Source organism: Actinomadura monticuli (assembly GCF_041463655.1).
In the GTDB taxonomy this organism is placed as follows: Bacteria; Actinomycetota; Actinomycetes; order Streptosporangiales; family Streptosporangiaceae; genus Spirillospora; species Spirillospora monticuli.
Genome location: NZ_JAXCEI010000004.1, coordinates 331707 through 352404 on the forward strand (window position 1 = coordinate 331707; position 20698 = coordinate 352404).

Annotated in this window: 27 protein-coding genes; 17 read left to right on the top strand and 10 right to left on the bottom strand. The window is 68.9% G+C overall.

All coding sequences use genetic code 11. The features are described from left to right. Positions 1-93 precede the first annotated feature (93 nt). Both SM611_RS10725 and SM611_RS10730 read left to right on the top strand, forming a co-directional pair. Entirely contained in the window at positions 94-2163 is a 2070-nt protein-coding gene (locus SM611_RS10725) for a GNAT family N-acetyltransferase (protein WP_371949168.1), read from the top strand. Further along, positions 2132-2608: an ASCH domain-containing protein gene (locus tag SM611_RS10730; protein ID WP_371949170.1), complete on the top strand. Its 477-nt coding sequence runs from the start codon at positions 2132-2134 to the stop codon at positions 2606-2608. Before SM611_RS10725 ends, SM611_RS10730 begins: the two co-directional genes overlap by 32 nt. 81 nt (positions 2609-2689) lie before the next feature. Here the strand turns inward: SM611_RS10730 and SM611_RS10735 are convergent, their stop codons facing one another. Continuing rightward, complete coding sequence (locus SM611_RS10735; RefSeq protein WP_371949171.1) at positions 2690-3163, bottom strand: NUDIX domain-containing protein; 474 nt, start codon at positions 3161-3163, stop codon at positions 2690-2692. Then, positions 3163-3909: an XRE family transcriptional regulator gene (locus tag SM611_RS10740; protein ID WP_371949173.1), complete on the bottom strand. Its 747-nt coding sequence runs from the start codon at positions 3907-3909 to the stop codon at positions 3163-3165. Before SM611_RS10740 ends, SM611_RS10735 begins: the two co-directional genes overlap by 1 nt. Before the next feature lie 177 nt (positions 3910-4086). Here SM611_RS10740 and SM611_RS10745 point away from each other — a divergent pair, with 177 nt between their 5' ends. The 8 genes from SM611_RS10745 (at position 4087) to SM611_RS10780 (ending at position 9983) form a co-directional block, all read left to right on the top strand. Further along, complete coding sequence (locus SM611_RS10745; protein WP_371949175.1) at positions 4087-4296, top strand: hypothetical protein; 210 nt, start codon at positions 4087-4089, stop codon at positions 4294-4296. Between the two features lie 161 nt (positions 4297-4457). Then, complete coding sequence (locus SM611_RS10750; RefSeq protein WP_371949177.1) at positions 4458-4646, top strand: hypothetical protein; 189 nt, start codon at positions 4458-4460, stop codon at positions 4644-4646. 29 nt (positions 4647-4675) lie between these two features. Continuing rightward, positions 4676-5020, top strand: a complete 345-nt coding sequence (locus SM611_RS10755) for a hypothetical protein (protein ID WP_371949178.1) — start codon at positions 4676-4678, stop codon at positions 5018-5020. A 59-nt stretch (positions 5021-5079) separates the two neighbouring features. Beyond that, positions 5080-6807: an FtsK/SpoIIIE domain-containing protein gene (locus SM611_RS10760; protein WP_371949179.1), complete on the top strand. Its 1728-nt coding sequence runs from the start codon at positions 5080-5082 to the stop codon at positions 6805-6807. 162 nt (positions 6808-6969) lie between these two features. Further along, the gene (locus SM611_RS10765; RefSeq protein WP_371949485.1) at positions 6970-7158 is read left to right on the top strand and encodes a helix-turn-helix domain-containing protein; all 189 of its coding nucleotides are present in this window, start codon (positions 6970-6972) and stop codon (positions 7156-7158) included. 123 nt (positions 7159-7281) lie between these two features. Then, positions 7282-8424: a tyrosine-type recombinase/integrase gene (locus tag SM611_RS10770; RefSeq protein WP_371949180.1), complete on the top strand. Its 1143-nt coding sequence runs from the start codon at positions 7282-7284 to the stop codon at positions 8422-8424. A 527-nt stretch (positions 8425-8951) separates the two neighbouring features. After that, positions 8952-9413 carry an SH3 domain-containing protein gene (locus SM611_RS10775; protein WP_371949181.1) on the top strand — a complete coding sequence of 154 codons (462 nt, stop codon included), beginning with the start codon at positions 8952-8954 and terminating at the stop codon, positions 9411-9413. 72 nt (positions 9414-9485) lie between these two features. Next, the gene (locus SM611_RS10780) at positions 9486-9983 is read left to right on the top strand and encodes a DinB family protein (protein ID WP_371949182.1); all 498 of its coding nucleotides are present in this window, start codon (positions 9486-9488) and stop codon (positions 9981-9983) included. A 91-nt stretch (positions 9984-10074) separates the two neighbouring features. Here SM611_RS10780 and SM611_RS10785 read toward each other — a convergent pair whose 3' ends face one another. The 3 genes from SM611_RS10785 to SM611_RS10795 all read right to left on the bottom strand — a co-directional run bounded on the left by SM611_RS10785 (position 10075) and on the right by SM611_RS10795 (position 12366). After that, positions 10075-10254, bottom strand: coding sequence for a hypothetical protein (locus SM611_RS10785; protein WP_371949183.1), 180 nt, complete (start codon positions 10252-10254; stop codon positions 10075-10077). Between the two features lie 76 nt (positions 10255-10330). Beyond that, entirely contained in the window at positions 10331-11683 is a 1353-nt protein-coding gene (locus tag SM611_RS10790; protein WP_371949185.1) for a sensor histidine kinase, read from the bottom strand. Beyond that, positions 11680-12366 (bottom strand): response regulator transcription factor, encoded by a 687-nt coding sequence (locus SM611_RS10795; RefSeq protein ID WP_371949187.1) that lies wholly within the window; start codon positions 12364-12366, stop codon positions 11680-11682. The genes SM611_RS10790 and SM611_RS10795 overlap by 4 nt, the downstream gene beginning before the upstream one ends. Positions 12367-12405: 39 nt before the next feature. Between SM611_RS10795 and SM611_RS10800 the strand changes: the two genes are divergently transcribed. From SM611_RS10800 to SM611_RS10815, 4 genes are read left to right on the top strand one after another with little or no spacing between them, the layout of a single operon-like run. After that, complete coding sequence (locus tag SM611_RS10800; RefSeq protein WP_371949189.1) at positions 12406-12918, top strand: hypothetical protein; 513 nt, start codon at positions 12406-12408, stop codon at positions 12916-12918. 24 nt (positions 12919-12942) lie between these two features. Continuing rightward, entirely contained in the window at positions 12943-13542 is a 600-nt protein-coding gene (locus tag SM611_RS10805; protein ID WP_371949190.1) for a sulfite oxidase-like oxidoreductase, read from the top strand. Next, a complete protein-coding gene (locus tag SM611_RS10810; RefSeq protein WP_371949191.1) occupies positions 13512-14267 on the top strand; it encodes a ferredoxin reductase in 756 nt (251 codons plus the stop codon). The genes SM611_RS10805 and SM611_RS10810 overlap by 31 nt, the downstream gene beginning before the upstream one ends. 1 nt (position 14268) lies before the next feature. Continuing rightward, positions 14269-14550 carry a DUF6510 family protein gene (locus SM611_RS10815; protein WP_371949193.1) on the top strand — a complete coding sequence of 94 codons (282 nt, stop codon included), beginning with the start codon at positions 14269-14271 and terminating at the stop codon, positions 14548-14550. Positions 14551-14597: 47 nt separating this feature from the next. Here the strand turns inward: SM611_RS10815 and SM611_RS10820 are convergent, their stop codons facing one another. After that, the gene (locus tag SM611_RS10820; protein ID WP_371949194.1) at positions 14598-15227 is read right to left on the bottom strand and encodes a PaaI family thioesterase; all 630 of its coding nucleotides are present in this window, start codon (positions 15225-15227) and stop codon (positions 14598-14600) included. Positions 15228-15417: 190 nt separating this feature from the next. Here SM611_RS10820 and SM611_RS10825 point away from each other — a divergent pair, with 190 nt between their 5' ends. Beyond that, the gene (locus SM611_RS10825) at positions 15418-15909 is read left to right on the top strand and encodes a DUF4870 domain-containing protein (RefSeq protein WP_371949195.1); all 492 of its coding nucleotides are present in this window, start codon (positions 15418-15420) and stop codon (positions 15907-15909) included. 1 nt (position 15910) lies between these two features. Here the strand turns inward: SM611_RS10825 and SM611_RS10830 are convergent, their stop codons facing one another. Both SM611_RS10830 and SM611_RS10835 read right to left on the bottom strand, forming a co-directional pair. Then, positions 15911-16660, bottom strand: a complete 750-nt coding sequence (locus SM611_RS10830) for a hypothetical protein (RefSeq protein ID WP_371949196.1) — start codon at positions 16658-16660, stop codon at positions 15911-15913. Positions 16661-16722: 62 nt separating this feature from the next. After that, a complete protein-coding gene (locus SM611_RS10835; protein WP_371949197.1) occupies positions 16723-17406 on the bottom strand; it encodes a cyclase family protein in 684 nt (227 codons plus the stop codon). A gap of 45 nt (positions 17407-17451) precedes the next feature. Here SM611_RS10835 and SM611_RS10840 point away from each other — a divergent pair, with 45 nt between their 5' ends. Further along, complete coding sequence (locus SM611_RS10840) at positions 17452-18279, top strand: HipA family kinase (RefSeq protein ID WP_371949199.1); 828 nt, start codon at positions 17452-17454, stop codon at positions 18277-18279. Then, entirely contained in the window at positions 18276-18677 is a 402-nt protein-coding gene (locus tag SM611_RS10845) for a DUF3037 domain-containing protein (RefSeq protein WP_371949200.1), read from the top strand. The genes SM611_RS10840 and SM611_RS10845 overlap by 4 nt, the downstream gene beginning before the upstream one ends. Here the strand turns inward: SM611_RS10845 and SM611_RS10850 are convergent. Continuing rightward, on the bottom strand, positions 18674-19582 hold the full coding sequence (locus SM611_RS10850; RefSeq protein ID WP_371949202.1) for a hypothetical protein: 909 nt from the start codon (positions 19580-19582) through the stop codon (positions 18674-18676). The two genes, SM611_RS10845 and SM611_RS10850, sit on opposite strands and share 4 nt — an antisense overlap. A gap of 135 nt (positions 19583-19717) precedes the next feature. Next, entirely contained in the window at positions 19718-20644 is a 927-nt protein-coding gene (locus SM611_RS10855; RefSeq protein WP_371949203.1) for a helix-turn-helix domain-containing protein, read from the bottom strand. Positions 20645-20698 lie beyond the last annotated feature (54 nt).

Genomic DNA, 20698 nt, shown 5'->3' on the forward strand with positions numbered 1-20698 from the left:
TACGGTCGACGGCCCGGGGGAGCGCAGGTGGACATCCAGAAGGCTGGAAACTCCGCCCCTTTGATGCTATGAAGTGAGGAGGGAGGTGCGAAGGTGAGCGACTACCGGCTTGAGCGGATTACTCCGTCCGATGAGCATATGGGAGAAGTAATCACGCTTGGCGATCGAGCGAGGCGGACCATCGGTCTTCTGCCGCGAGCTGCATTCTTCGAGGCCGCCCGCAAGGGAGGTCTTCTGGCAGCGCTTCAAACAGACGAAGTTGTTGCCTACGCGCTCTACGGCCTTCCTCGAAACGAAATCACTCTCACACACTTAGTTGTCAGGGAGGATCACAAGAAGAGAGGTCTAGCACGTGCGCTAGTCGAAAAGATAATCGAGCTCTACCCGGAGCGTTCGGGCATTCGCGCAAGCTGCCGGGAAGACTACGGCCTTGGTGAAATGTGGAGTGCTATTGGTTTCTATCCCCGCTCAGAAAAGATCGGTCGCGGCGCGGATCGCGCAAAAGTCATTGTCTGGTATCGACCTAACCCAACTCATGCTGACCTATTCACAGGCAACTTCCAGCCCCTCATAAAAGCCGCTCTCGACTTCAATATACTGCGCGATCTCTGCGATAAACCAAAGCGGGAGAGTGCGCATGAAAGTCTCACTCTAATAGAAGATCATCTACTCGAGAAGCTTCAACTTCTGGCCACTCCGCAGCTATTCAGAGAGGTCAGCAAATCACCTAACGCTTCTCGACGTCGGCTTTACCTCTCCTCGCTTGATCAAGCTTACTTGAAGCCCAATTTCGATCGGCAGTTAGCCGACTCTTTCAATAACGCACTGAGGCGGGGGGTCGTTGAACAATCTCTTCCTCTGCGTATCAGGAACACATTCTCCGAGCATGTTCGCTATCTTGCCGAAGCGGCGGCGTGTGGCGCAGACGTATTCGTAACTCAGGACGATGACCTGATATCTACTTACGGTCCTGTGTCTGATAGCGCGCTGGGCCTAAGAATAATGCGTCCCTCTGATGTAGTGGTCAAAATCGATGAACTCTCGAGGTCGGAGGTCTACCGACCGTCCGATGTAGAAGGCACCAGTTTCAGGTCGGCTAAAGTCACAGCGAGCGACCACGCGGAGCTATCAATCTTCCAAAATTCCGCAGACCACGAGTCGTCATCTGACTTCTTGAAGACCCTCCGTGCTGCCCGACTGCATCCAAGTCACTGGAACCGAACCCTGGTAAGAGATTCTGAAGATAGGCCCGTTCTACTCACCGTCTCGGGGGCAGTCGCCGACCGATTCCAGATCCCTCTTTTTCGCGTGGATGGCCGACATCCAGTTAGCCCTACGCTCGTGCAACATGCTCTTTTCGAGTTTCGTCGGGAGTGCAGAGAGAATGGTCTGACCGAAGTCGTTATCACTGACAGGCACCTGCCGTCCCAGATCAGACGGGCTGCGCTCCTGGACGGATTCATGCAGGTCAACGATTCTCTCGTCGCCCTTGTCGTGGATGTTATTGGACCGGCTTCAGATGTGCTCAGCGCCGCAGGCCACGCGACTGCTAGAGCGGGCTTGAAAGTCAATTTTGACGTGCGGGTAGGTCTTTCCCGGTTTGCGACCGCAGAAATCGAGCGAATTCTCTGGCCAGCAAAGATTGTCGATTCGGAAATTCCTAATTTCATCTTGTCCATTAAACCAACGTTTTCGTCTATGCTATTCGGATTTCCGACACCCCTGCCTCTTTTCAGGAAGGATGAATTGGGGCTCGGCCGGGAGCATGTGTACTACCGCACTCCAGGCGGACTTCAGCTATCTGCTCCGGCGCGTCTACTCTGGTACAAAAGTCAAGGACGAGAGAAGAGCGAAGCGGCAGTATTTGCATGCTCTTTGCTCGAGGAGGTAGAAGTCGATTCTCCCCAGGTACTTCATTCCAAATTCAGTAGATTGGGGGTATGGAATCTCCAGGATATTGAGAGAGCTGCAAAAAACGGGAAGGCGCAGGCACTAAGGTTTACACGAACAGAGATCTTCCGCAGACCGATTGCTGGCAAGAGGCTGAAGGAGGCATTTGCTAGAGATCGGTTCGCCGGTAATGTGCAGGCTCCCCGTAATGTTACTCCGACGTTGTTCGCTTCTATCTACCATGAGGGCACTCGTGCAGACAATAACCCCTAGAACAGCTTTGCTCGCGCTTAAACCCAGGTTCGCTGAAGCAATCCTAGGTGGAAGCAAAACAGTCGAGCTGCGGCGGCAACGAGTAGGACTTCCAACGGGCACAATCCTGCTCATCTACGCCAGCTCCCCTGTGATGGCGATTCTTGGAACCGTACGAGTAGTTAAGGTCGACCATGCCACACCTGCGGAGATCTGGTCTGCGCATCGTCGGGCCCTTGGACTTAGCAGAACCGAGTTCGATTCGTACCTTGAAGGCACGGCCACCGCATCGGCAATTTCGCTCGAGCACCCCAATGCTCTCGATCAGCCGATTTCTCTGAGCGAACTAAGAGGAACGAGTTCGTTCCACCCTCCCCAGAGCTACTGTTTTGTCAGCCCCAGATCTCCCGAGGCGCTGAGGGTACTCGCCGCTCTCGATCACCCTGGGATTCCTCGAGATGAGTGACAACTTAGTGGCCAGGTGCTCCGGCTGGGCGCTCAGTAACCAAACCTAGGATTTAGTTCTCTAGGATGTTTTCAGTCTCGTCTACATAATCGCCGGACTTGTTTTGTTGATGTAGTGCTTAATGCGGAGTCGCATAGAACGATCTAGCCGAAGCTTCTCAATGTCACGAGGGGCAATCCATTTGACTTCTCGCGATTCATCACTGGGTGTTGGAACCCCTCCGAGACCTCTGCCTGCAAGGCATATTGAGAATTCCTGGCGAACTTCGTCATTGCTGGTGTAGTGAATAACATGCTTGGGGTCGCTATAGATTCCAATCAAACCGATTATTTCTACCTCAATTCCGGTTTCTTCTCTAGTCTCCCGGATAGCAGCGTCAGTCACTGATTCGCCTAGATCAATCGCGCCTCCCGGCACGGCCCAGTTGTCGTTGTCAGTGCGGCGGATCATTAGAATCTCGCCCTTGTCGTTCTCTACCACGACGTTGACGGATGGGACGATGCTGTTTGCTGCTGGGGCATTGGGGTCGTCGTAGTAGTCGATCCTGCGGCCCATCAGTCCCCCGGTGGTAGTGGTTTGGCAGCTTCCCAGACGCGTTCGAAGCTCTGTAGGTAGGTGTTGACGATGTCTCCGCCGGCTACTCGGCGTAGGTGCCAGAAGGGCGCGTTTGAGGCCGGTAGGCCATAGACGTGTGTGTTGACGAACAGTTGATCGTCGGCTCGGTACATCGAGTTGTATAGGGTCGTGCTGTGTAGGCGGAACTCAACGCCTTCGACTGCACGGAGAGGCCGGTAGAGCACGATCACGTTGCGGATTTTGGCTGCCATGGCCTCGTCGATGCCCTCGTCAGCACCGCGTGTGGCGACTTGGGGTGAATCGGGATCGCCGAGGAGGATTCGGACGCGGACGCCAGCGCGTGCCTTGTCGGCGAGGATGTTCAATGCGCCGTTGTCCTCGGCGAGGAAAAGGCCGCTGTAGACCAGGACGCCGATCTCTTCCTTCGCTGTGGCGAAGAGACGTCCCCATGCGTCCCTTGGGACCGCCCAACGGTGCGGGTAGATCGTGATGACCTCGCTGCTGGACGCGGCTGTGACCTGTTCCTCTGAGAGGGCCTCGGGCCATAGGTAGGACTCGTCCAGGCCGAGCCGTGAAGCTACTGCGTATCGGTGTCTTCGGTAGGGCGTCCGGTCCTTGGTGATCCACCGTTCGACCGTCTTGGGGTCGACATCAATGGACTCGGCGAGCGTGGCAATCGTCAGACCTCGCTCAAGCAATGCTGCCCGCAAGCGTTCGTTCGGCATGCACCCGTCCGGATTCCGGGACGTCCAAGGACGCAGTCAACCCTATGAGGACGTCATGAACACGTCCAGTCATGTAGTGATCTCGTCCCCCAGCTCAGGCGCACTCTCTTTCTCGTAGTCACCGACCGCCCGGACCGTCCTCGCCGGATACGGGCCTTACGAGAGGAGGGGTCACACGTGATCCTCGTTCTGGCTTCGATCCTCGCCGTCTTCCTCGCCGGTTCCACCTGCGGAATCTTCGCCATGCTCGTCATCGGCATCCACGCCGAGGAGCGCCGGACCGCGGGCCGGCGCGCCGAGTCGTCCCGTGTCGGTACCGCCTCCAGGCGGGTGCTCAGTACCCGAACGTGCGATGACGCGCCGGCCCGGGTACCGGCGGGGCGGTGAACATGCGGATGCCTCGCGTCATCACCAGTCACACGTGCCCCTGCGGCGCACGCGTCGAGCCCGGTAGCCGGAGGTGCCGCAAGTGCCGCGCTCGCGCCCGGTGGCTTCGGCGTGGGCGCGGCCCGCAGTATCCGACTCCCTGGCTGTGAGGAGGTCCGTCAGTGAACGTCTCTCTTCCCCTGGTAGCGATCCTCGGCGCCGTGGTGTGGGTCGCGTGGCGGTACATGGGACTTCGCGGCTGGCACATCGCGGTGTGTCTGCTGTTCGGGTTCTTCCTTTCCGCGACCAGTGCCGCGCCTGAAATCCGCCGACTGGTGACCGTCCTCGTCCGGTCCCTTTCTCAGCACTGACGTCCCCGAGCGAAGGGAGGGATGCCCTGGTGCCTGAAACTCCGCCGCACGTCAAGGTCAACGTGCCAGAGGTCCGAACGCGCAGCCTTGCCGCGCGTGAGATCCTCTCCAGCCTTTCCGACGCGATGCCGTCCATCGAAGATCTGTGGGTGCGGCTTTACGCCGCGCTCGCCGATGTTCCTGCGCTCCTCTCCGAAATCTCCCGGCTCTCGACCCTGCTGGCGAAAGTCCGGCGGGACCGCGCGAATCTGGCGGCTGCGGGGCGTGCCACCCTCCGAGCCGAACGTGACGGCGAACCGGATCCGCTGTACTACCTGCGCGACGAACTACGCGCGCAAGGCCACCTTCCCCCGGAGTCATGGGGGCGCTCGTGAGCCGGACGCGTCAAATGCGGCGGCACGCTCACAAGATGCGGCGCCATGGGCTGCAACCCATGGTGATCATCGACCGTGACGACCAGTTCCCGGACATGGCCGCCGTACTCGTCGCGCGGGCCCTGTGGCGGTACCGGTCCGAACTGGGCCCGCTCCATCTGGTGGCCGCGCTCGCCCTAGGCGGCGCCGTCTTGCACGTCGCACACCCGGAGTGGTGGCCGTGGCTGTTGAGCGTCTCCGCCGTGACGGCCTGGGCTCTCGCCATGTTCGGCGAGAGATTGGGCCTCTCACCGCGAATCGAGCGGCTCTATGCGGCTGCTGTCGCACTGGGAGCGGGCGGGTGGCTGACTGCGGCTACCGCGCTCGGCCCCACGGTTCCGCCGCTTCCCCTCGTACTGGCCGGGGGCGGAATCGTGCTCGCCGCGCCATGGTGGGTGCACCGGAGACGACGTGCAAGAGTCCGAGTCGATCGGCAGATAGCCGCGTGGCCGGACATCGCGCGGGACGTCGGCCTCGCCGGATCACGCGCACAATCCGCGGTAGTGGACGTGTGGGGATGGCGCGCACGGTTCGCCCTGGCACGCGGCCAGACGATCCAGGACGTCATCGCCAAGGTTCCGGCTATCGAGTCGGCACTCGGGACGTTCCGGGGTGCTGTGCGCGTCGCACCGACGCGCGACGGCAAGGCCAACCGGTTCGAGTTGCGGGTACTCGACAGGGACCCGCACGCCGATGCGATTCCGTGGCCGGGGCCGTCGGTCTCGTCCATTACCGAACCGATCGACCTCGGCCCGTTCGAAGACGCGACCGGCGCGCGTGTTCTGCTGCTGCGACGTCACGGGCTCTTCGGGGGCGTGGCCGGCTCTGGGAAAAGCGGCGGGATCAACGTCCTGATGGGCAACCTCAGCGCGTGCCGAGACGTCGTCATCTGGGCCATCGACCTCAAGCGCGGGATGGAACTCCAGCCGTGGGCGTCCTGCATCGATCGACTCGCCACCACACCGGAGCAAGCCCGCGCCATGCTGCGCAACGCCGTCACCGTCCTGGAGGCTCGCGCCGAATGGCTCGCGACCAACGGGCGGCGCGTGTGGGATCCGACGCCGGAACATCCGGCGCTTGTCATCGTCGTGGACGAGTACGCCGAACTCGCCGATGACGCTCCCGACGCAGCGAGCGACACGGACTCGATCGCACGGCGAGGGCGCGCCGTCGCCGTAACGCTCATCGCGGCCACGCAGCGGCCTACGCAGAAAGCCATGGGTAAGGGCGCCGTCCGGTCACAGATGGACGTACGAGTGAGCTTCCGCGTCCGGGAGCGCAAGGACGTCGATCTCATCCTCGGGCAGGGGATGCTCAGCGCCGGATGGCACGGCCACACCCTCGACGCTCCCGGCAAGTTCCTGCTGTCCGCGCCCGAACACGACACACCTCGGCGAGGCCGCGCCTACCTGCTCACCGATGCCACCGTGGCCGACACGGCAGAGCGCCACGCGTCCACTCGTCCCGCGCTGGACGAGGTCTCCTCGCGCGCGTTGGACGAGGCCCACATGACGCCCGTCTTGGAGCCGTCCGCCCTCGTCACACCGACCCACGAAGACCGCGCCGAGACGGCGCTGAGGAAAGCCCTGGACGGCGCGCCGGAGGAGGGCCTCCCGATCGCCCATCTTCTGATGCTCACAGAGCTGAGCCGTCCCACCCTCTACCGGCGCCTCGCCGAGCTGGTGAAGGCCGGCCACGCCGTTCAAGTCGGACGAGGCCGCTACAAGGCGTCCGATCACACCGGGTGATCGTCTCAACGTCTCGTCTCGCGCGCGTCTGCGCGTATGGGCGGCTGAGACGTCCATGAGACGAGACGAGAGACGATCACACACCGCAACCGAGGAGATGATCCCCACCCACATCCACGCACGGCCCCGGGACGAAGCCCGGGTGAGAGGAGGTGGTGTCCCCTGCAGGCGTACACCGTCGAGCAAGTGGCCGAGATCCTCAGCATCGGACGGGACAAGGTCTACTTCCTGATCCGCACCGGCCAACTCCGCAGCATCAAAATCGGCAAGCTGCGCCGCATCACTGACCGGCACCTCGCCGAGTTCGTCACCTCCCTGGAAGAGCCCTCCCTCGAAGACGCCAAGCGCTGACATCCGCGCGGGAGGCCCGTCCGGACACCTCGCTCCGCAGAACGGGCCTCCCAACCTAGGGACGTCTTGGGACGCCTTGAGTTATGGTCGGTGGTGACCTCGATCGACACGAGGAGGGATCCGTTGGCAAAGATCCTGGTCGGCAAGTACGAAGGGTCGATCTACGAGGAGGGCGACGGGTACACCGGCGCGCTCTCGCTCGGCTTCGGCCCGGACGGCAAGCGCAAGCGGCTCAAGAGGAAGGGGCGCACCAAGACAGAGGTCAAGGACAAGCTCAAAGAGGCCGTCGAAGAGCTGGACAAGGGCGTCAAGACGGACCGGAACTACTTCGTCCGGGACGCGGTAGAGGAGTTCCTCGCCGCGTTCGCCAAGTCCGGCAAGTCGCCGAAGACCAACGAGGTCTACCGGTCACTCGCCGATCACCAACTCATCCCGTTCATCGGACGGACGCGCCTCAAGGAACTCACGGCCGACGACGTCGAGACGTGGCTCAATGGCAGAGCCGAACACCTCACCTCGTCCTCGCTCGGCATCGTTCACAGCATCCTCAAGCGATCGATCCGCAGGGCGGCGCGCCATGACCGCATTGGCCGGAACGTCGCCGAACTGGTGGACACCCCAGACGGCAAGCCCGCCCGAAAGTCGCGCTCGCTCAGCCTGGTGCAAGCGAGCACGCTGCTCGAAGAGGCAAGCAGGCCGAAGCACCGGTTCGGCGCGTACGTCGTCCTGGCGATCGTCTCGGGGCTTCGCACGGAGGAACTCCGCACCCTCAAGTGGAGTGACGTCGATCTCGACAAGGCAACCGTCTACGTCCTGCGAGCCGACCGCCATAAGGGCGAGACCAAGACGGCGCTCAGCCGACGCGGACTCGGCATCGCGGACATGGGCGTGGATGCGCTCCGCAGCCACAAGACGAGGCAGGCGGCCGAGAAGCTCAAGGCCGGCGAGGCGTACCAGGACAACGATCTCGTGTTCTGCCACGAGGACGGACGCCCCTACACCGCGCAACACGTCCGGCACCGGTTCCGCAGGCTGCTCACAGCGGCGAACCTCAACCCCGCCGAGTGGTGCCCCCGCGAGCTACGGCACACGTTCGTGTCCCTCATGAGCGACCACGACGTCCCCATAGAGAAGATCAGCATCCTCGTCGGGCACTCCAGCACGAAGATCACCGAAACCGTCTACCGCCACCAGCTCAAGCCGGAGATCCGCGACGGCGCTGAGCACATGAACGACATCTTCACCCGCAAGACCAAGTCCGCGTAGGGACGAGCGTGCTCCCGACCTGGCTCCCCAAGACATCGGACGCAAAGGCGCCCCTCCCCCACCTGGATCGACACAGAATCCAGGCTTGGGCCTCACTTAGGGAACCGCTGAGCAAGCCTTATTCAGGGGGAGTCGGGGGTCGTCCGGGCAAGTCGCGCGGAGTCCTGTTCGGCTGCGAGAACGGCGAAAGAAACGCGGAGGAAGCGTGCGGCGCGGCCGGACTTCCCGGAGTTGTCCGGGGCCGCTCCGACTCCCGGAATTGGCTCCCGGTGGTTTCGACGTCACCGAAACAGCACCGGCCTCGCGGGTAAACAACAAGGTCATGGCCTCGGCCGTCCTCCCGCGCGCACGACCTGGCGCGCCGGGTCCGCTCGGCCTGAACTCCGCCGTCAGCGGCGAGAGGACCGCCCGGCCGTGGAGAGCGGAGTCCCGGCTCAGGGCAAGAAGAGTCTTCGTCACATTGTGTCTCAGCAGAGTTACTTTGGGTAATGTTCCGACTGCAAGACGGACGACTCTGGAGGAGATAGATGCGCGTAGGTACGAAGCTCGGTGCGGGGCTGGTGGCGGGTCTGCTCGCCGCGGGGACGCTGAGCGTCGGGGCGGCCGCCCAGGCTGAGCCACCGCCGCAGCCGCAGCCGGGTCAGCAGCAGCTGCAGGAAGAGGAAGGGCACGGCCCCGGGGCCATCGTCGTCGGGCCCGAGGGCGCCGCGAAGGCCATGGACCGGCTCCTCAGCCGGGACGAGGAGCGCACCCACTGGTGCCGCGGGACGGTGCTCCCGGTGAACGGGCTGAACGTCCGCACCGGGCCCGGCCTCCATTACCGCAAGATCGGCGCCCTGGCGCACGGCACGCAGGTCTGGACGGACTGGGACACCATCCAGCGCCGTGACGGCTACCTGTGGGTGCAGATGAACAACCACCGCTGGATCGCCGACTACAAGCTCGGCAACGGCAACGGCAAGTGGTACGTCAGGTACTCCAACTGCTGACCGCGGTCGGGCCGGCGGCCGCCATGGCCGCCGGCCCGCTCCCGCCGCCGTACCGCTGATAGCGTCCCGGGCATGGAGGACGTGCCGTACACCGGCGGTGAGAAGGAGAGCCTGCGGGTCGCGCTCGACCGGCATCGCGACGTGGTGCTGTGGAAGCTCCAGGGGCTGGACGAGGAGCAGGCGCGACGGCCGATGACGCCGTCCGGGACGAGCCTGCTCGGGCTGGTCAAGCATCTGGCGGCGGTCGAGTACGGATGGTTCTGCGAGACGTTCGGGCGCGAGACCGAGCCGCTGCCGTTCGACGACGACGACCCGGAGGCCGACCTGAGAGTGGAGCCCGGGGAGACGACGGCGGAGATCGTCGCGTTCTACGAGCGGGCACGGGCGGCGTCGGACCGGGTCATCGGGGAACTGGACGTCGAGGCCCTCGGGACGGCCTGGCACGGGGCGGCGGTGACGCTGCGGTGGGTGCTCATCCACATGGTCGAGGAGACCGCGCGGCACGCCGGTCACATGGACGTCCTCCGGGAGCTGATCGACGGCGCGACCGGCGACCACGTGCGCGACTAGGCGAACGCCCCGCTGAAGGCGAGGGGCCGCCGGCGGACGTCACGAACGCCGGCGTGAACGACGTGACCCCGGCCGCCTCCGCGACGTCGGCTTAAGGAGCGAACTCCGCACCCGTGCCCGCGACGCGGACGATCTGGACCCGGTACGAGCTGGGCGCCGTCGGGATGTTGCCGCTGGCGAGGACGCCGGCGACCGCGATGAGGGCGGCGACGAGCAGGCCGACGACGCCGATGAGCGCGGCGGCCACGTGCTGGGGGCGGGGGCGCTTCATGGCGCTCAAGGTAGGGCCGGAGAGAGGCGCGCCTCTCGCGGTTAAGGCGCGCTTAAGCTCCCGCTAGGGCGGGCCGCTACGCGCGGGAGTGCCGGCGGCCGACGAGGCGGCGGGAGCGGCGGGACCGGCGGGAGGGCGGCAGCCAGCGCGTCCGGAACCACATCTGCACCTGGGCGCCGCCGAGGACGCTGCGGTGGATGCGCAGGTAGCCGCCGCTCGACTCGGCCGCGCGCCGGGCGATGTCCAGGCCGAGGCCGGTGGACCCGCCGCCGCTGCTGCCGCGCTTGAGCGCCGCGTCCGGGTCGGCGATGCCGGGGCCGCCGTCGGCGACGAGGATGCCGGTGACGCCCTGCCCCTGGTGGAGGGTGACGACGAAGCCGGTGCCCTCGGCGGTGTGCCGGAAGATGTTGCCGAGCAGCGCGTCGACGGCGGCGGCCAGCTCGGTGCCGGGGACCGGCAGCGGCGCGGGCCCCTCGGCGCCGATCAGCTCGCAGGAGCGCCCCTCGTCCTCGGCGAGGACGGACCAGAACGCGACCCGGTCGCGCAGCACCTTGGACGCGTCGCAGCTACCGCGCCCGGTGGGTCGCCGGACGGTCCGGATGATCTGGTCGACCTCGCGTTCGAGGCGGTCGACGGCCTCGCGGGTCTGCTCGGCGACCGGCCCGTCGCCGAGCGCCTCGGCGTTGAGGCGCAGCGCCGCCATCGGGGTGCGGAGGCGGTGCGACAGGTCGGCGGCCATCTCGCGTTCGGCGGACAGGAGCTGGACGACGTGGTCGGCCATCGCGTTGAACGCGAGCCCGGCCTCGACGAGCTCGGGCGGCCCGTCCGGTTCGATGCGGACCGACAGCTCCCCGTCCCCGAACGCGCCCGCGGCCTCGGCGAGCCGCCGGGTGGAGCGGATCATGCGGTTGCCGAGCCGGTCGGCGACGGCGACCGACCCGGCGACGAGCGCGCAGGCGACCGTCGTCATGACCAGCCACGCCTTCCAGACGCCGCGCGACAGGTCGTCGTCGGGGAGGAACACCTCGACGACGGCGGTGCGGCCGGCGTCGAGGGACACCGGCTGGAGGAGGGCGTAGCCGCCGTTGACGCGGGCGGTGTAGGAGCGCCCGCGCCGCCCGGCCTCGGTGAGCTGCTCGTCGCCGGCGCTGAAGTCGCCGCGGGTGGTCCTCGGGACGAGCCCGCCGTCCGGCAGGTGCACGGTCATCCGCCCGGCGGCGCCGGCCTGGGTGCTGGCGACGGCGCGTTCGAGGGCGGCGGGGTCCTCGGTGACGACGAGGACGGGACCGAGCGCGCTGGCCTGCCGCTCGGCGGTGGTGAGGGCGCGGTCGCGGGCGATCTCCCGGACGGTCAGCGCGAGCGGGATCAGGAACGCCAGCGCGACCATCGAGGTGACCGCCAGCGACACCAGGACGAGCGTCTTCCTCATGACCGCGGGTCGGGTTCGGCCAGCCGGACCCCGACACCGCGCACCGTGTGCAGGTACCGGGGGGCGGCGGCGGTCTCGCCGAGCTTGCGGCGCAGCCAGGACAGGTGGACGTCGATGGTCTGGTCGTCGCCGTACGCCTGCCGCCACACCTCGGCGAGCAGTTCGCGCCGGGCCACGACCCGTCCCGGGCGGGCGGCGAGGTAGGCGAGCAGGTCGAACTCGCGGCGGGTCAGTTCCAGCGGCTCGCCGTCCAGCAGGGCCTCCCGCCGGTCGAGGTCGATGTGCAGGCCGCCGACGCTCAGCTCCGCGGTGGGTCCGGAGCGCGCCGACCGGCGCAGCACCGCCGCAAGCCGGGCGCTGAGGTGCTCGATGGAGAACGGTTTGATGAGGTAGTCGTCGGCGCCGGCGTTCAGTAACCGGACGATCTCCGGCTCGTCGTCCCGCGCCGTCGCGATGATGACCGGGACGTCGGAGATGCCGCGCAGCATCTTCAGTACCTCCGCGCCGTCGAGGTCGGGGAGCCCGAGGTCGAGCACGACCACGTCGGGCGGCGACTGCGTGACCTCGCGCAGCGCGTCCATCGCGGTTCCGACGCTGCGCACGACGTGCGACCGGGCACTCAGCTCCCGAATCAGGGCGGTCCGGACATTCGCGTCATCCTCGACCACCAGAACACTCGCCATGGCGGAACCGTATGCCACCATGTGCCCATGCGTCGCGCAATGTCGTATGTTGCCCCGTGGGCGGGGGTGACCGCGCTCGCGGTGGCCTTCTCGTGGCTCGGGGTGCGCGACGTCGTGCGCAGCGCGGTGTCGGAGCGGTCGACGCCGCCGCCGATCGCCGGGCCCGTCATCCACTCCAGCCCCGCGACGCCGCCCGGCCCGGCGACGTCCGGTCCGCCGGCCTCGCCGCCGAGCCCGCCGGACAGCGCGGACAAGGCGCCGAAGCCGTCCAAGCCCGCGCAGCCTCCGCCCGAGAGCCCGGACAAGCCGGAGAAGACCCCGAAGACGCCCGACAACGTGCGCAGTTACTCGACCCGGGGCGGGCGCGCCGCGATGTCGATCGAGAAGGACCGGGTCAGGCTCGTCTCCGCGACGCCGAACCCCGGCTACGAGACGCGCGTGACGCAGGCCGAGGGCTGGCTCCGGGTCGACTTCCTCGACGACCGGCACACCTCGTCCGTCATCGCGTCGTGGTACGAGCACGCGCCGACCGTGAAGGTCTACGAATACTGAGCGCACCCGGGGAAGGACAAGGGCATGCCAATCATTTCTCGGGGATTCCGCGGACGGCGTCCCTCCGGCGACCACGAACTGCCGCCCGGCCAGTACGAGACGTTCGATTTCCCGGTGCTCTCGGCGGGCCCCACTCCGCACGTCCCGCTGGACGAGTGGGAGTTCACCATCAGCACCGAGAGCGGCGCCGAACACCGCTGGAGCTGGGCCGACCTGAGAGCGCTGCCAGCCGAGACGCCGACCGTCGACCTGCATTGCGTGACGAAGTGGTCAAAATTCGAGACGGAGTGGCAGGGCGTTTCTTTGGACGTACTTTTCGAAGACGTGGAGAGCACGGCCGACTTCACGCTCGTCCACTCCTACGGCGGCTACACAACGAATCTCCCGCTTGAGGATCTGCTCGACGGCAAGGCGTGGATCGCCTACGGGTACGACGGCGGGGAACTCCCTCCCGAGCACGGCGGCCCGGCCCGGCTCCTCGTCCCGCACCTCTACTTCTGGAAGTCGGCGAAATGGGTGCGCGGCATCCGGCTCCAGGCCGACGACGAACCGGGGTTCTGGGAGAGCGCCGGCTACCACGACTACGGAGACCCATGGCGGGAGCAGCGGTACCAGGGCGACTAGGCGGCCGGCTGCGCTGGCACGCCGCCGAACTGCTGGAGCGGCGCGCCGAGTCCGCGACGGCCGCCACGCTGGTCTTCGCCGTGCCCGGATGGCCCGGCCACCTGGCGGGCCAGCACGTCGACGTGCGGCTCACCGCCGAGGACGGCTACAGCACGCAGCGCAGCTACTCGATCGCGTCCGCGTCCGGCGGGGAGCGCGTCGAGCTGACGGTGCAGCGCGTGGAGGACGGGGAGGTGTCTCCGTACCTGACCGACGACATGATGCCGGGCGACCGGGTGGAGTTCCGCGGGCCGGTGGGCGGCTGGTTCGTGTGGCGTCCCGAACAGTCCGAACCGGTCCTGCTGGTGGCGGGCGGCTCCGGCATCGTCCCGCTGATGTCCATGGTCCGTACCCGGCGGGAGGGCGGGAGCAGGGTGCCGTTCCGGCTCGTGTACTCCGTGCGGAGCCCGGACGACCGGCTCTACGCGAGCGAGCTGGGCCGCGATTCGCCGGGCCTCGACGTCACCCACCTCTACACCCGGCGCGCACCGGACGGACGGGGGCGCCCGCCGGGCCGGCTCACCCCGGACGACCTCGTCCGGCACGGCTGGCCCGCGGGCTTCGAGCCGGCCTGCTACGTGTGCGGGCCGACCGGCTTCGTCGAGAGGGCCGCCGCCTACCTGGTCCTGCTCGGCCACGCGCCGGGGAAGGTCCGGACGGAACGCTTCGGCCCCAGCGGAGGATGACATGGCGATCTCTGACGACCGGCGCGACGACTTCACCGACGGCAACGCCATCGCGGGCCCGCTCGCGGAGGTCTTCGCGGTCGACGTGACCGCCGCCGGCAGCCGCTGCGCCCACTGCGGGCGCACCGGGCCGGTCGCCGAGCTGCGCGTGTACGGCCGCGCGCCCGGCTTCGTGGCCCGCTGCCCGGGATGCGACCACGTCGTGCTGCGGCTCGTGCGCGGCCGGGACACCGTGTGGCTCGACATGCGCGGCACGGTCTCGCTGTCGATCCCGGTCGACTGACCCGCCCGCATCCGGCCGCGAGGGCGGCGGCGTGCGCCGCGGGACGGTCAGGAGTGCTCGACGAACCGCTGCGGCATGATGAACATCGCGGTGGCCTCCACCGTGACGCGGCCGTCCGGCCCGCAGATCGTGCCGGACGCGTAGACCTTGCGTCCCTCCACCCGGCTCGCCTTCGCCTCCACCGAGAGCGGGACGCCGAGCGGGGTCGGGCGCCGGTAGCGCGTCTCCAGGGTCGCGGTCATGCCGGGCGTGCCGGACGCGGCGGCCGCCATGCCGAGCACCTGGTCGAGCACCATCGCGGACACGCCGCCGTGCACGTACGACGGCGGCCCCTCGTAGACGGAGCTCAGCGTGAACTCGCCGCGGACGATGCCGTCCGAGCTGACCCTCAGCCGGACGGGCGGCGCGAGGGGGTTGAGCGCGCCGGTGACGGGGTTGCCGATCTGCCGGTCCATCCGCCGCTCGCCGGACGGGACGAACGGCGGCGCGTCCCGGCGCCCGGCGGAGAGCCGCGCGGTCAGCGCCTCGATCTCGGCGGCGACGGCCGCGGCCTCGGCGGTGCCGACCGCGGTGAGCACGGTGGCCTCGGCCAGCTCGCGGACGCGGGCGGCGAGGCCGGTGAGGGCCGCCGCCTCGTCGTCCCCCAGTTCGGGCCGTTCCATCGGGATCGTGCTCATTCCGCCTCCTCGCGGCGGCGCCCCCGGCACGCCGCCCCTGACTCGAACGAAATTCTAGAAGAGGTGGGCAGCCGCCCGGGACACCGGGTCCCGCTCAGCGAGCACCGGCGAAACCCGCGGCGGCGAGTCCGGTTCAGATAGATTCCTGCGGTATCTCCCAGAGCCGGACCGAAGACCGCGAGGACGACACGTGACGGACCAGCCCCCGCCGCCCGGACAGCAGCCGCCCCCGTATTCGCAGCCCTACGGGCAGCCGCCCGGCGGGTACGACCCGGCGTGGGGGTACGGCCCGCCGGGAGTGCCCTACGGCGTGCCCCGGCAGGGCCCCCAGGAGGAGACGACGTGGGCGATCTTCGCCTACCTCGGGAACGTCCTGATCGGCTTCCTGCCGGCGCTGATCATCTACCTGGTGAAGAAGAACACCTCGCCGTTCACCCGGTTCCACGCGGCGCAGTCGATGAACCAGCAGCTCACCCTGCTGATCCACGTGCTCGCCGTGGTGGCGGTGTGCGTCCCGCCGGCGATCCTCCTGGACGCGCCGGCGATCCTCATACTGCTGGTCCTGCCGTACCTGGAGCTGCTGATCGCCGGGTGGACGTTCATCATCCTCGGCGCGGTGAAGGCGGGCAAGGGCCAGTACTACCGCTTCCCGACCTTCTTCTGCTTCCGGATGATCCGCTAGCTCACCGGCCGAAGGAGCACACCGCCACGGTCGCGTCGTCGTGCACCTTGGCGCGCGGCCAGCGGACGGCCCGCGGGTCGCCGCGCTCGATCTCGCGCGTCCGCTCGATCAGGCCGGCGGGGCCCGGGTCCACGGCCAGCGCCGCCAGCCCGGCCCAGTCGGTCACCCCGAACATGTCGGCGAGCCGCGTCGCCCCGTCGGTGAGCAGCAGCGCGCGGTCCAGCTCGGCGGCCGGCACGGTGCCGGTGAGCGCCGCCTCCGCCACCGCCGGGTCGGCCGCCGCGTAGTACGGTCCGCCCGTGATCTCGCACACGCCGCCGGGGCCGGCCAGCAGCACGGTCGAGTCGGCCAGCACCAGGTAGTCGACCAGGTCGCCGCGCAGCCGCAGGGCGAGGACGGTCGCCGCCGGCGTCGTGGGCGCGCGCAGGTCGCAGGTGCCCGCGTGCGCCGCGGCCACGTCCGCGATCGCTCCGGCGAGCCGCGCCACCAGCGGGCGGCCGGCCGGGCGGTGCGCCCCCTCGGGCGGGCCGACCGGCGGGGCGGCCGGCGGGCCGAGGCCGTCCAGCATCCGCGCCAGCAGGCGGGTGCCGAGCGACCGCGAGTACCAGGCGGTCCCGTGCCGGCAGCCGAGGTCGGTGCCGAGGGGCAGCCCGCATCCGTCGAGCACGACGACGGCGCCCGGCGCCGCCGCCACGAAGTCCTCGTTGAGCCGCTCGTCGCTTCCCTGGTCGGTCGCCCACTGAACCCGCACGGCACCCGTCCCTCCGTCGTCCGGCCATCAGTATGTGCCGTCCCGGACCGGCGTCCGGGGGTTCAGACCAGAATGGCGCGGTCGTCCACGCGGGCCACGGCGCGGACGGGAGCGCCGTCCGCGCCGGCCAGGGCGATCGGGAACAGCGAGACCTCGATCGCGCAGCCGCCTTCCTGCGCGTCGACGACGCGGCCGAGGCCGGTCAGGTTCTCGGCGATGACCGCGCCCGCCCCGCAGAGGACGCGGTGCGCGGCCAGGGAGAAGTCGTCCGCGCCGGGCGGCGGGGTGCGGTCCACGCTGAGGGCGTCGACGCCGACCGTCCGGACGCCGGCGGCGACGATCGCCTCGGCCGTCTCGGGGGCCGGGTACGGGTGGGCCAGGTAGCGGTCCGTCCCCCAGTGCTCCGACCAGCCCGTCGCGATGAGCAGGACGTCGCCGGGTCCGAGGCCGCGCGGCACCGCGTCCGGCGGGATCGGCGCGCGGGGCGGCAGGCCGCGGACGTCCATGACCACGGCCGGGCCGGTGAAGCGGCTCAGGGGCAGCTCGTCCAGGCGCGGCAGGGCGTCGTCGATGTGGAACGGCGCGTCCACGTGCGTGCCGGTCTGCGACCCCATGTGCAGCCGCAGGACGTTCACGCCGGACTCCGCGGCCGTGAGGGCGGGGACCGCCTCCACCTCGGGGTCGCCCGGATAGACCGGCATGCCCGTGATGATCGGCACCGATAGGTCGAGCAGCTCAACGCCCATGTCATCGATTATCCCGCGCGCTCCCCCACCCGGTAGCGTTGCGGCGTGTTGCCACATGTGACGGCCATCCGATACGTGACGCCGCTCCGCGAGGGCGGCTCCCTCCCGGGCGTCGTCGAGGCCGACGACCTCGGCACCTACGTCATGAAGTTCCACGGTGCCGGGCAGGGGCGCAAGGCGCTGATCGCCGAGGTGGTCGCGGGCGAGCTGGCCCGCCGGCTCGGCTTCCGCGTGCCCGACCAGGTGCTCATCGACCTGGACCCGGCCATCGGCCGGCACGAGCCCGACCCCGACGTCCAGGACCTCCTCAAGGCCAGCCCCGGCTGGAACCTCGGCGTCGACTTCCTGCCGGGCTCGCTCGGCTTCGACCCGCTGGGCTGGAGCCCCGACCCGGACTTCGCGTCCCGGGTGCTGTGGTTCGACGCGTTCATCGGCAACGTCGACCGCAGCTGGCGCAACCCGAACATGCTCGTCTGGCACGGCGACGTGTGGCTGATCGACCACGGCGCGAGCCTCATCTTCCACCACGCGTGGACGAACGCGGCCCGGCTGTTCTCCGGCCCGTACGACGTCGACGACCACGTGCTGACCCCGTACGCGACCCGCCTGGAGGCCGCCGAGGCCGACCTCGCGCCGAAGATCACCGAGGCGCTGCTGCGCGAGGTGACCGGGCTCGTGCCCGACCGCTGGCTGGAGGGCGAGCCCGGTTTCGCCGGGCCGCAGGAGCTCCGCGACGCCTACGTCGGCATCCTGCTCCCGCGCGCCGGCAAGCCGCGCGACTGGCTGCCCGACCTGGACGTGGGCGGCCGCACGCCGGACGCGCCGGCGCGGCGCGGCCAGAACCGGCCCGACTGGCTCGGTGGTCCGGCATGAGCAACATCAGGACGGCCGGTGAGCCGACCGTGTTCGAGTACGCGGCGCTGCGGATCGTGCCGCGCGTCGAGCGGGGCGAGTCGATGAACGTCGGCGTCGTCGTGTACTGCCGGGCGCTCGACTACCTCGGCTGCCGGACGCACCTGGACGAGCGCCGCCTGCTCGCGCTGGACCCCTCGCTCGACCTGGAGGGCGTCCGGGCCTCCCTCAAGGGCGTGGACGCGGTGTGCTGCGGCGGCGAGCGCGCCGGGCAGGCCGCGGACGAGTCGCCGGGCCGGCGGTTCCGGTGGCTGACGGCGCCGCGCAGCACGATCGTCCAGCCCGGCCCGGTGCACGCCGGCCTGACCGCCGACCCGGCCGCCGAGCTGGAGCGGCTGCTGCGCCTGCTCGTCCTCTAGTCCCACTCCCAGCGGATGCCGTGGTAGCCGGCGGCCATGCCGAACTCGATGAAGTGGACGCTGTGGTAGCTGGACAGGCGCAGGTCCGCGGAGTCCTTCAGCGCGGTGTGGCCGTCGGGGCGCCACGTCCGGTGGCAGCGGGCGGGCAGCGCGGACGGGTGGAACCGCACCTCGATGAGGAACTCGTGCTGCGGGGTGCGGAAGCCGCGGCCCTCCTCGGTGATGGGCGGGCCCGTCTCGTCGAACCCGAAGCCGTACTCCAGCAGGTACGTCTCGCCGCGGCCGAGGGCCCGGTCGAACAGCAGCTCGGCGGCGATGAGGCCGCTCGCCTCGTCCATCCGGACCCGGCCGAACCGGCAGCCGCGCACCGTCCGCGACGACGGCAGGACGCCCTGCGGGTGGTGGTAGACGGCGATCCAGCGGTCCACGCCGCGCTGCTGCGCCTGGAACACCGCCCGGCAGCGGACCTCGCGCAGCTCCCGGCGGCGGCCGATGACGTACTGGTCGTGCAGGCTGAGCCCGGTGAGCAGCCGTTCGCCGCGGTCGCCGATCTCGTCCAGCAGGTCGCGGACGCCCGGCTCGGGGCACAGCTCCTCGACCGGCAGCCACGGCCCGGCGGTCCGCTCGGTCGTCGGCCTGAGCAGCGTCAGCAGGGAGTGGCGCGGCAGTTCGAGGATGACCTCCAGGCCGCGGACGGCGCGCAGCGAGTCGGCGCGCTCGGGCCGGGTCCGGCCGCGCTGCCAGTAGCTCAGCGTCGACAGGCTGACGGCGATGCCCTGCTCCTCCAGCCGGCGGCGCAGCGAGTCGAGGCTGAGGCCGCGCGCCTGGATGGCGGCGTGCAGGGCGACGTTGAACGGACCGTACTGGAGGACTTGTAGGAGATCGTCCTCTGCGACACTCTGCACCTGTGGCCTCCGGATCCGCTCCGGCCGGCCCCCGTACAACGGCCTTGACTCCCGCAATTGCTGCTTCCGCGCTCACTGTAAGGCTCATGGCCCCCGTTGCCAACAGGCAGCGTGTTACAACCAGTGGTCCAAAAGCTAGTGCCACTCCCATTCGATGCCGACGATGCCGCGCCGGACGGAGCCGGCGGCGATGTTCGCGCTGCCGGACGTGCCGACCCACAGCTCGCCGAGCCGCCGCCGGGGCGCGTGCGAGCTCTCGGCGGTGAACCCGTAGCAGCGGGCGGGGAGCCGGCCGCCGTCGAACTGGATGATCGCCACGTAGTCGCGGACGGGATGGGGGAAGCGCCGGTCGTAGCTGTCGGACGGCGGCTCCCCGGCCGGCCCCAGCTCGTACTCGACGACCGCCGTGTCCCCCGCCGCCAGCACCCGGTCGAAGACCAGCTCGAACGCCATCAGGCCGCCCTCGGCGCGGACGCGTCCCGGCCGGCAGTACCGCACGCCGGCGAGGGCCGCCGCGCCGCCGCCCGCCCGGCCGTCCTCGTGCCCGGCGGCCGTCTGGTGGACGCAGACGACGCGGTCGATGTCGTCGCCCGCCGCGCGCAGTACGGTGCGGACCGACAGCGTCCAGGAGCGGCGCGCCTCGTCCAGCCGGTAGACGTCGTGGATGCTGAGCCGCTCCAGCCGGTGGTCGCCGGACCGGTCGAGCTGCCCGACGAGGCCTGCGTAGCGCTCGGGGTCGGGCCACAGGTCGCGCGCGGTGCGGCCGCGGTCTCCCGGGCCGGGCCCGCCGGGGGGCCCGCCGCGTCCGGCCGCCGCCCGCGCGGGCACCGCGGTGGGCGCGGGGTCGTCCAGCAGTTCGGTGAGGGTGCCCGCGGGCACCTGGAGGATCTCCTCCAGCGCGGCGACCACGGTGCGCGAGCGCGGCCGGCTGCGGCCCCGCTGCCAGTAGCTGAGCGTGGCGACGCTGACGGTCAGGCCCCGCCGCCCGAGCCGGTGGCGGATCCGTTCCAGGGTCAGCCCGCTCGCCTGGACGGCCTGCCGCAGTGCCCCGGCGAACTCCACGGCGGGATGGTACCCGGCGGGCAAGATCAATTCAGGTACCGGGGCAGATCGGGC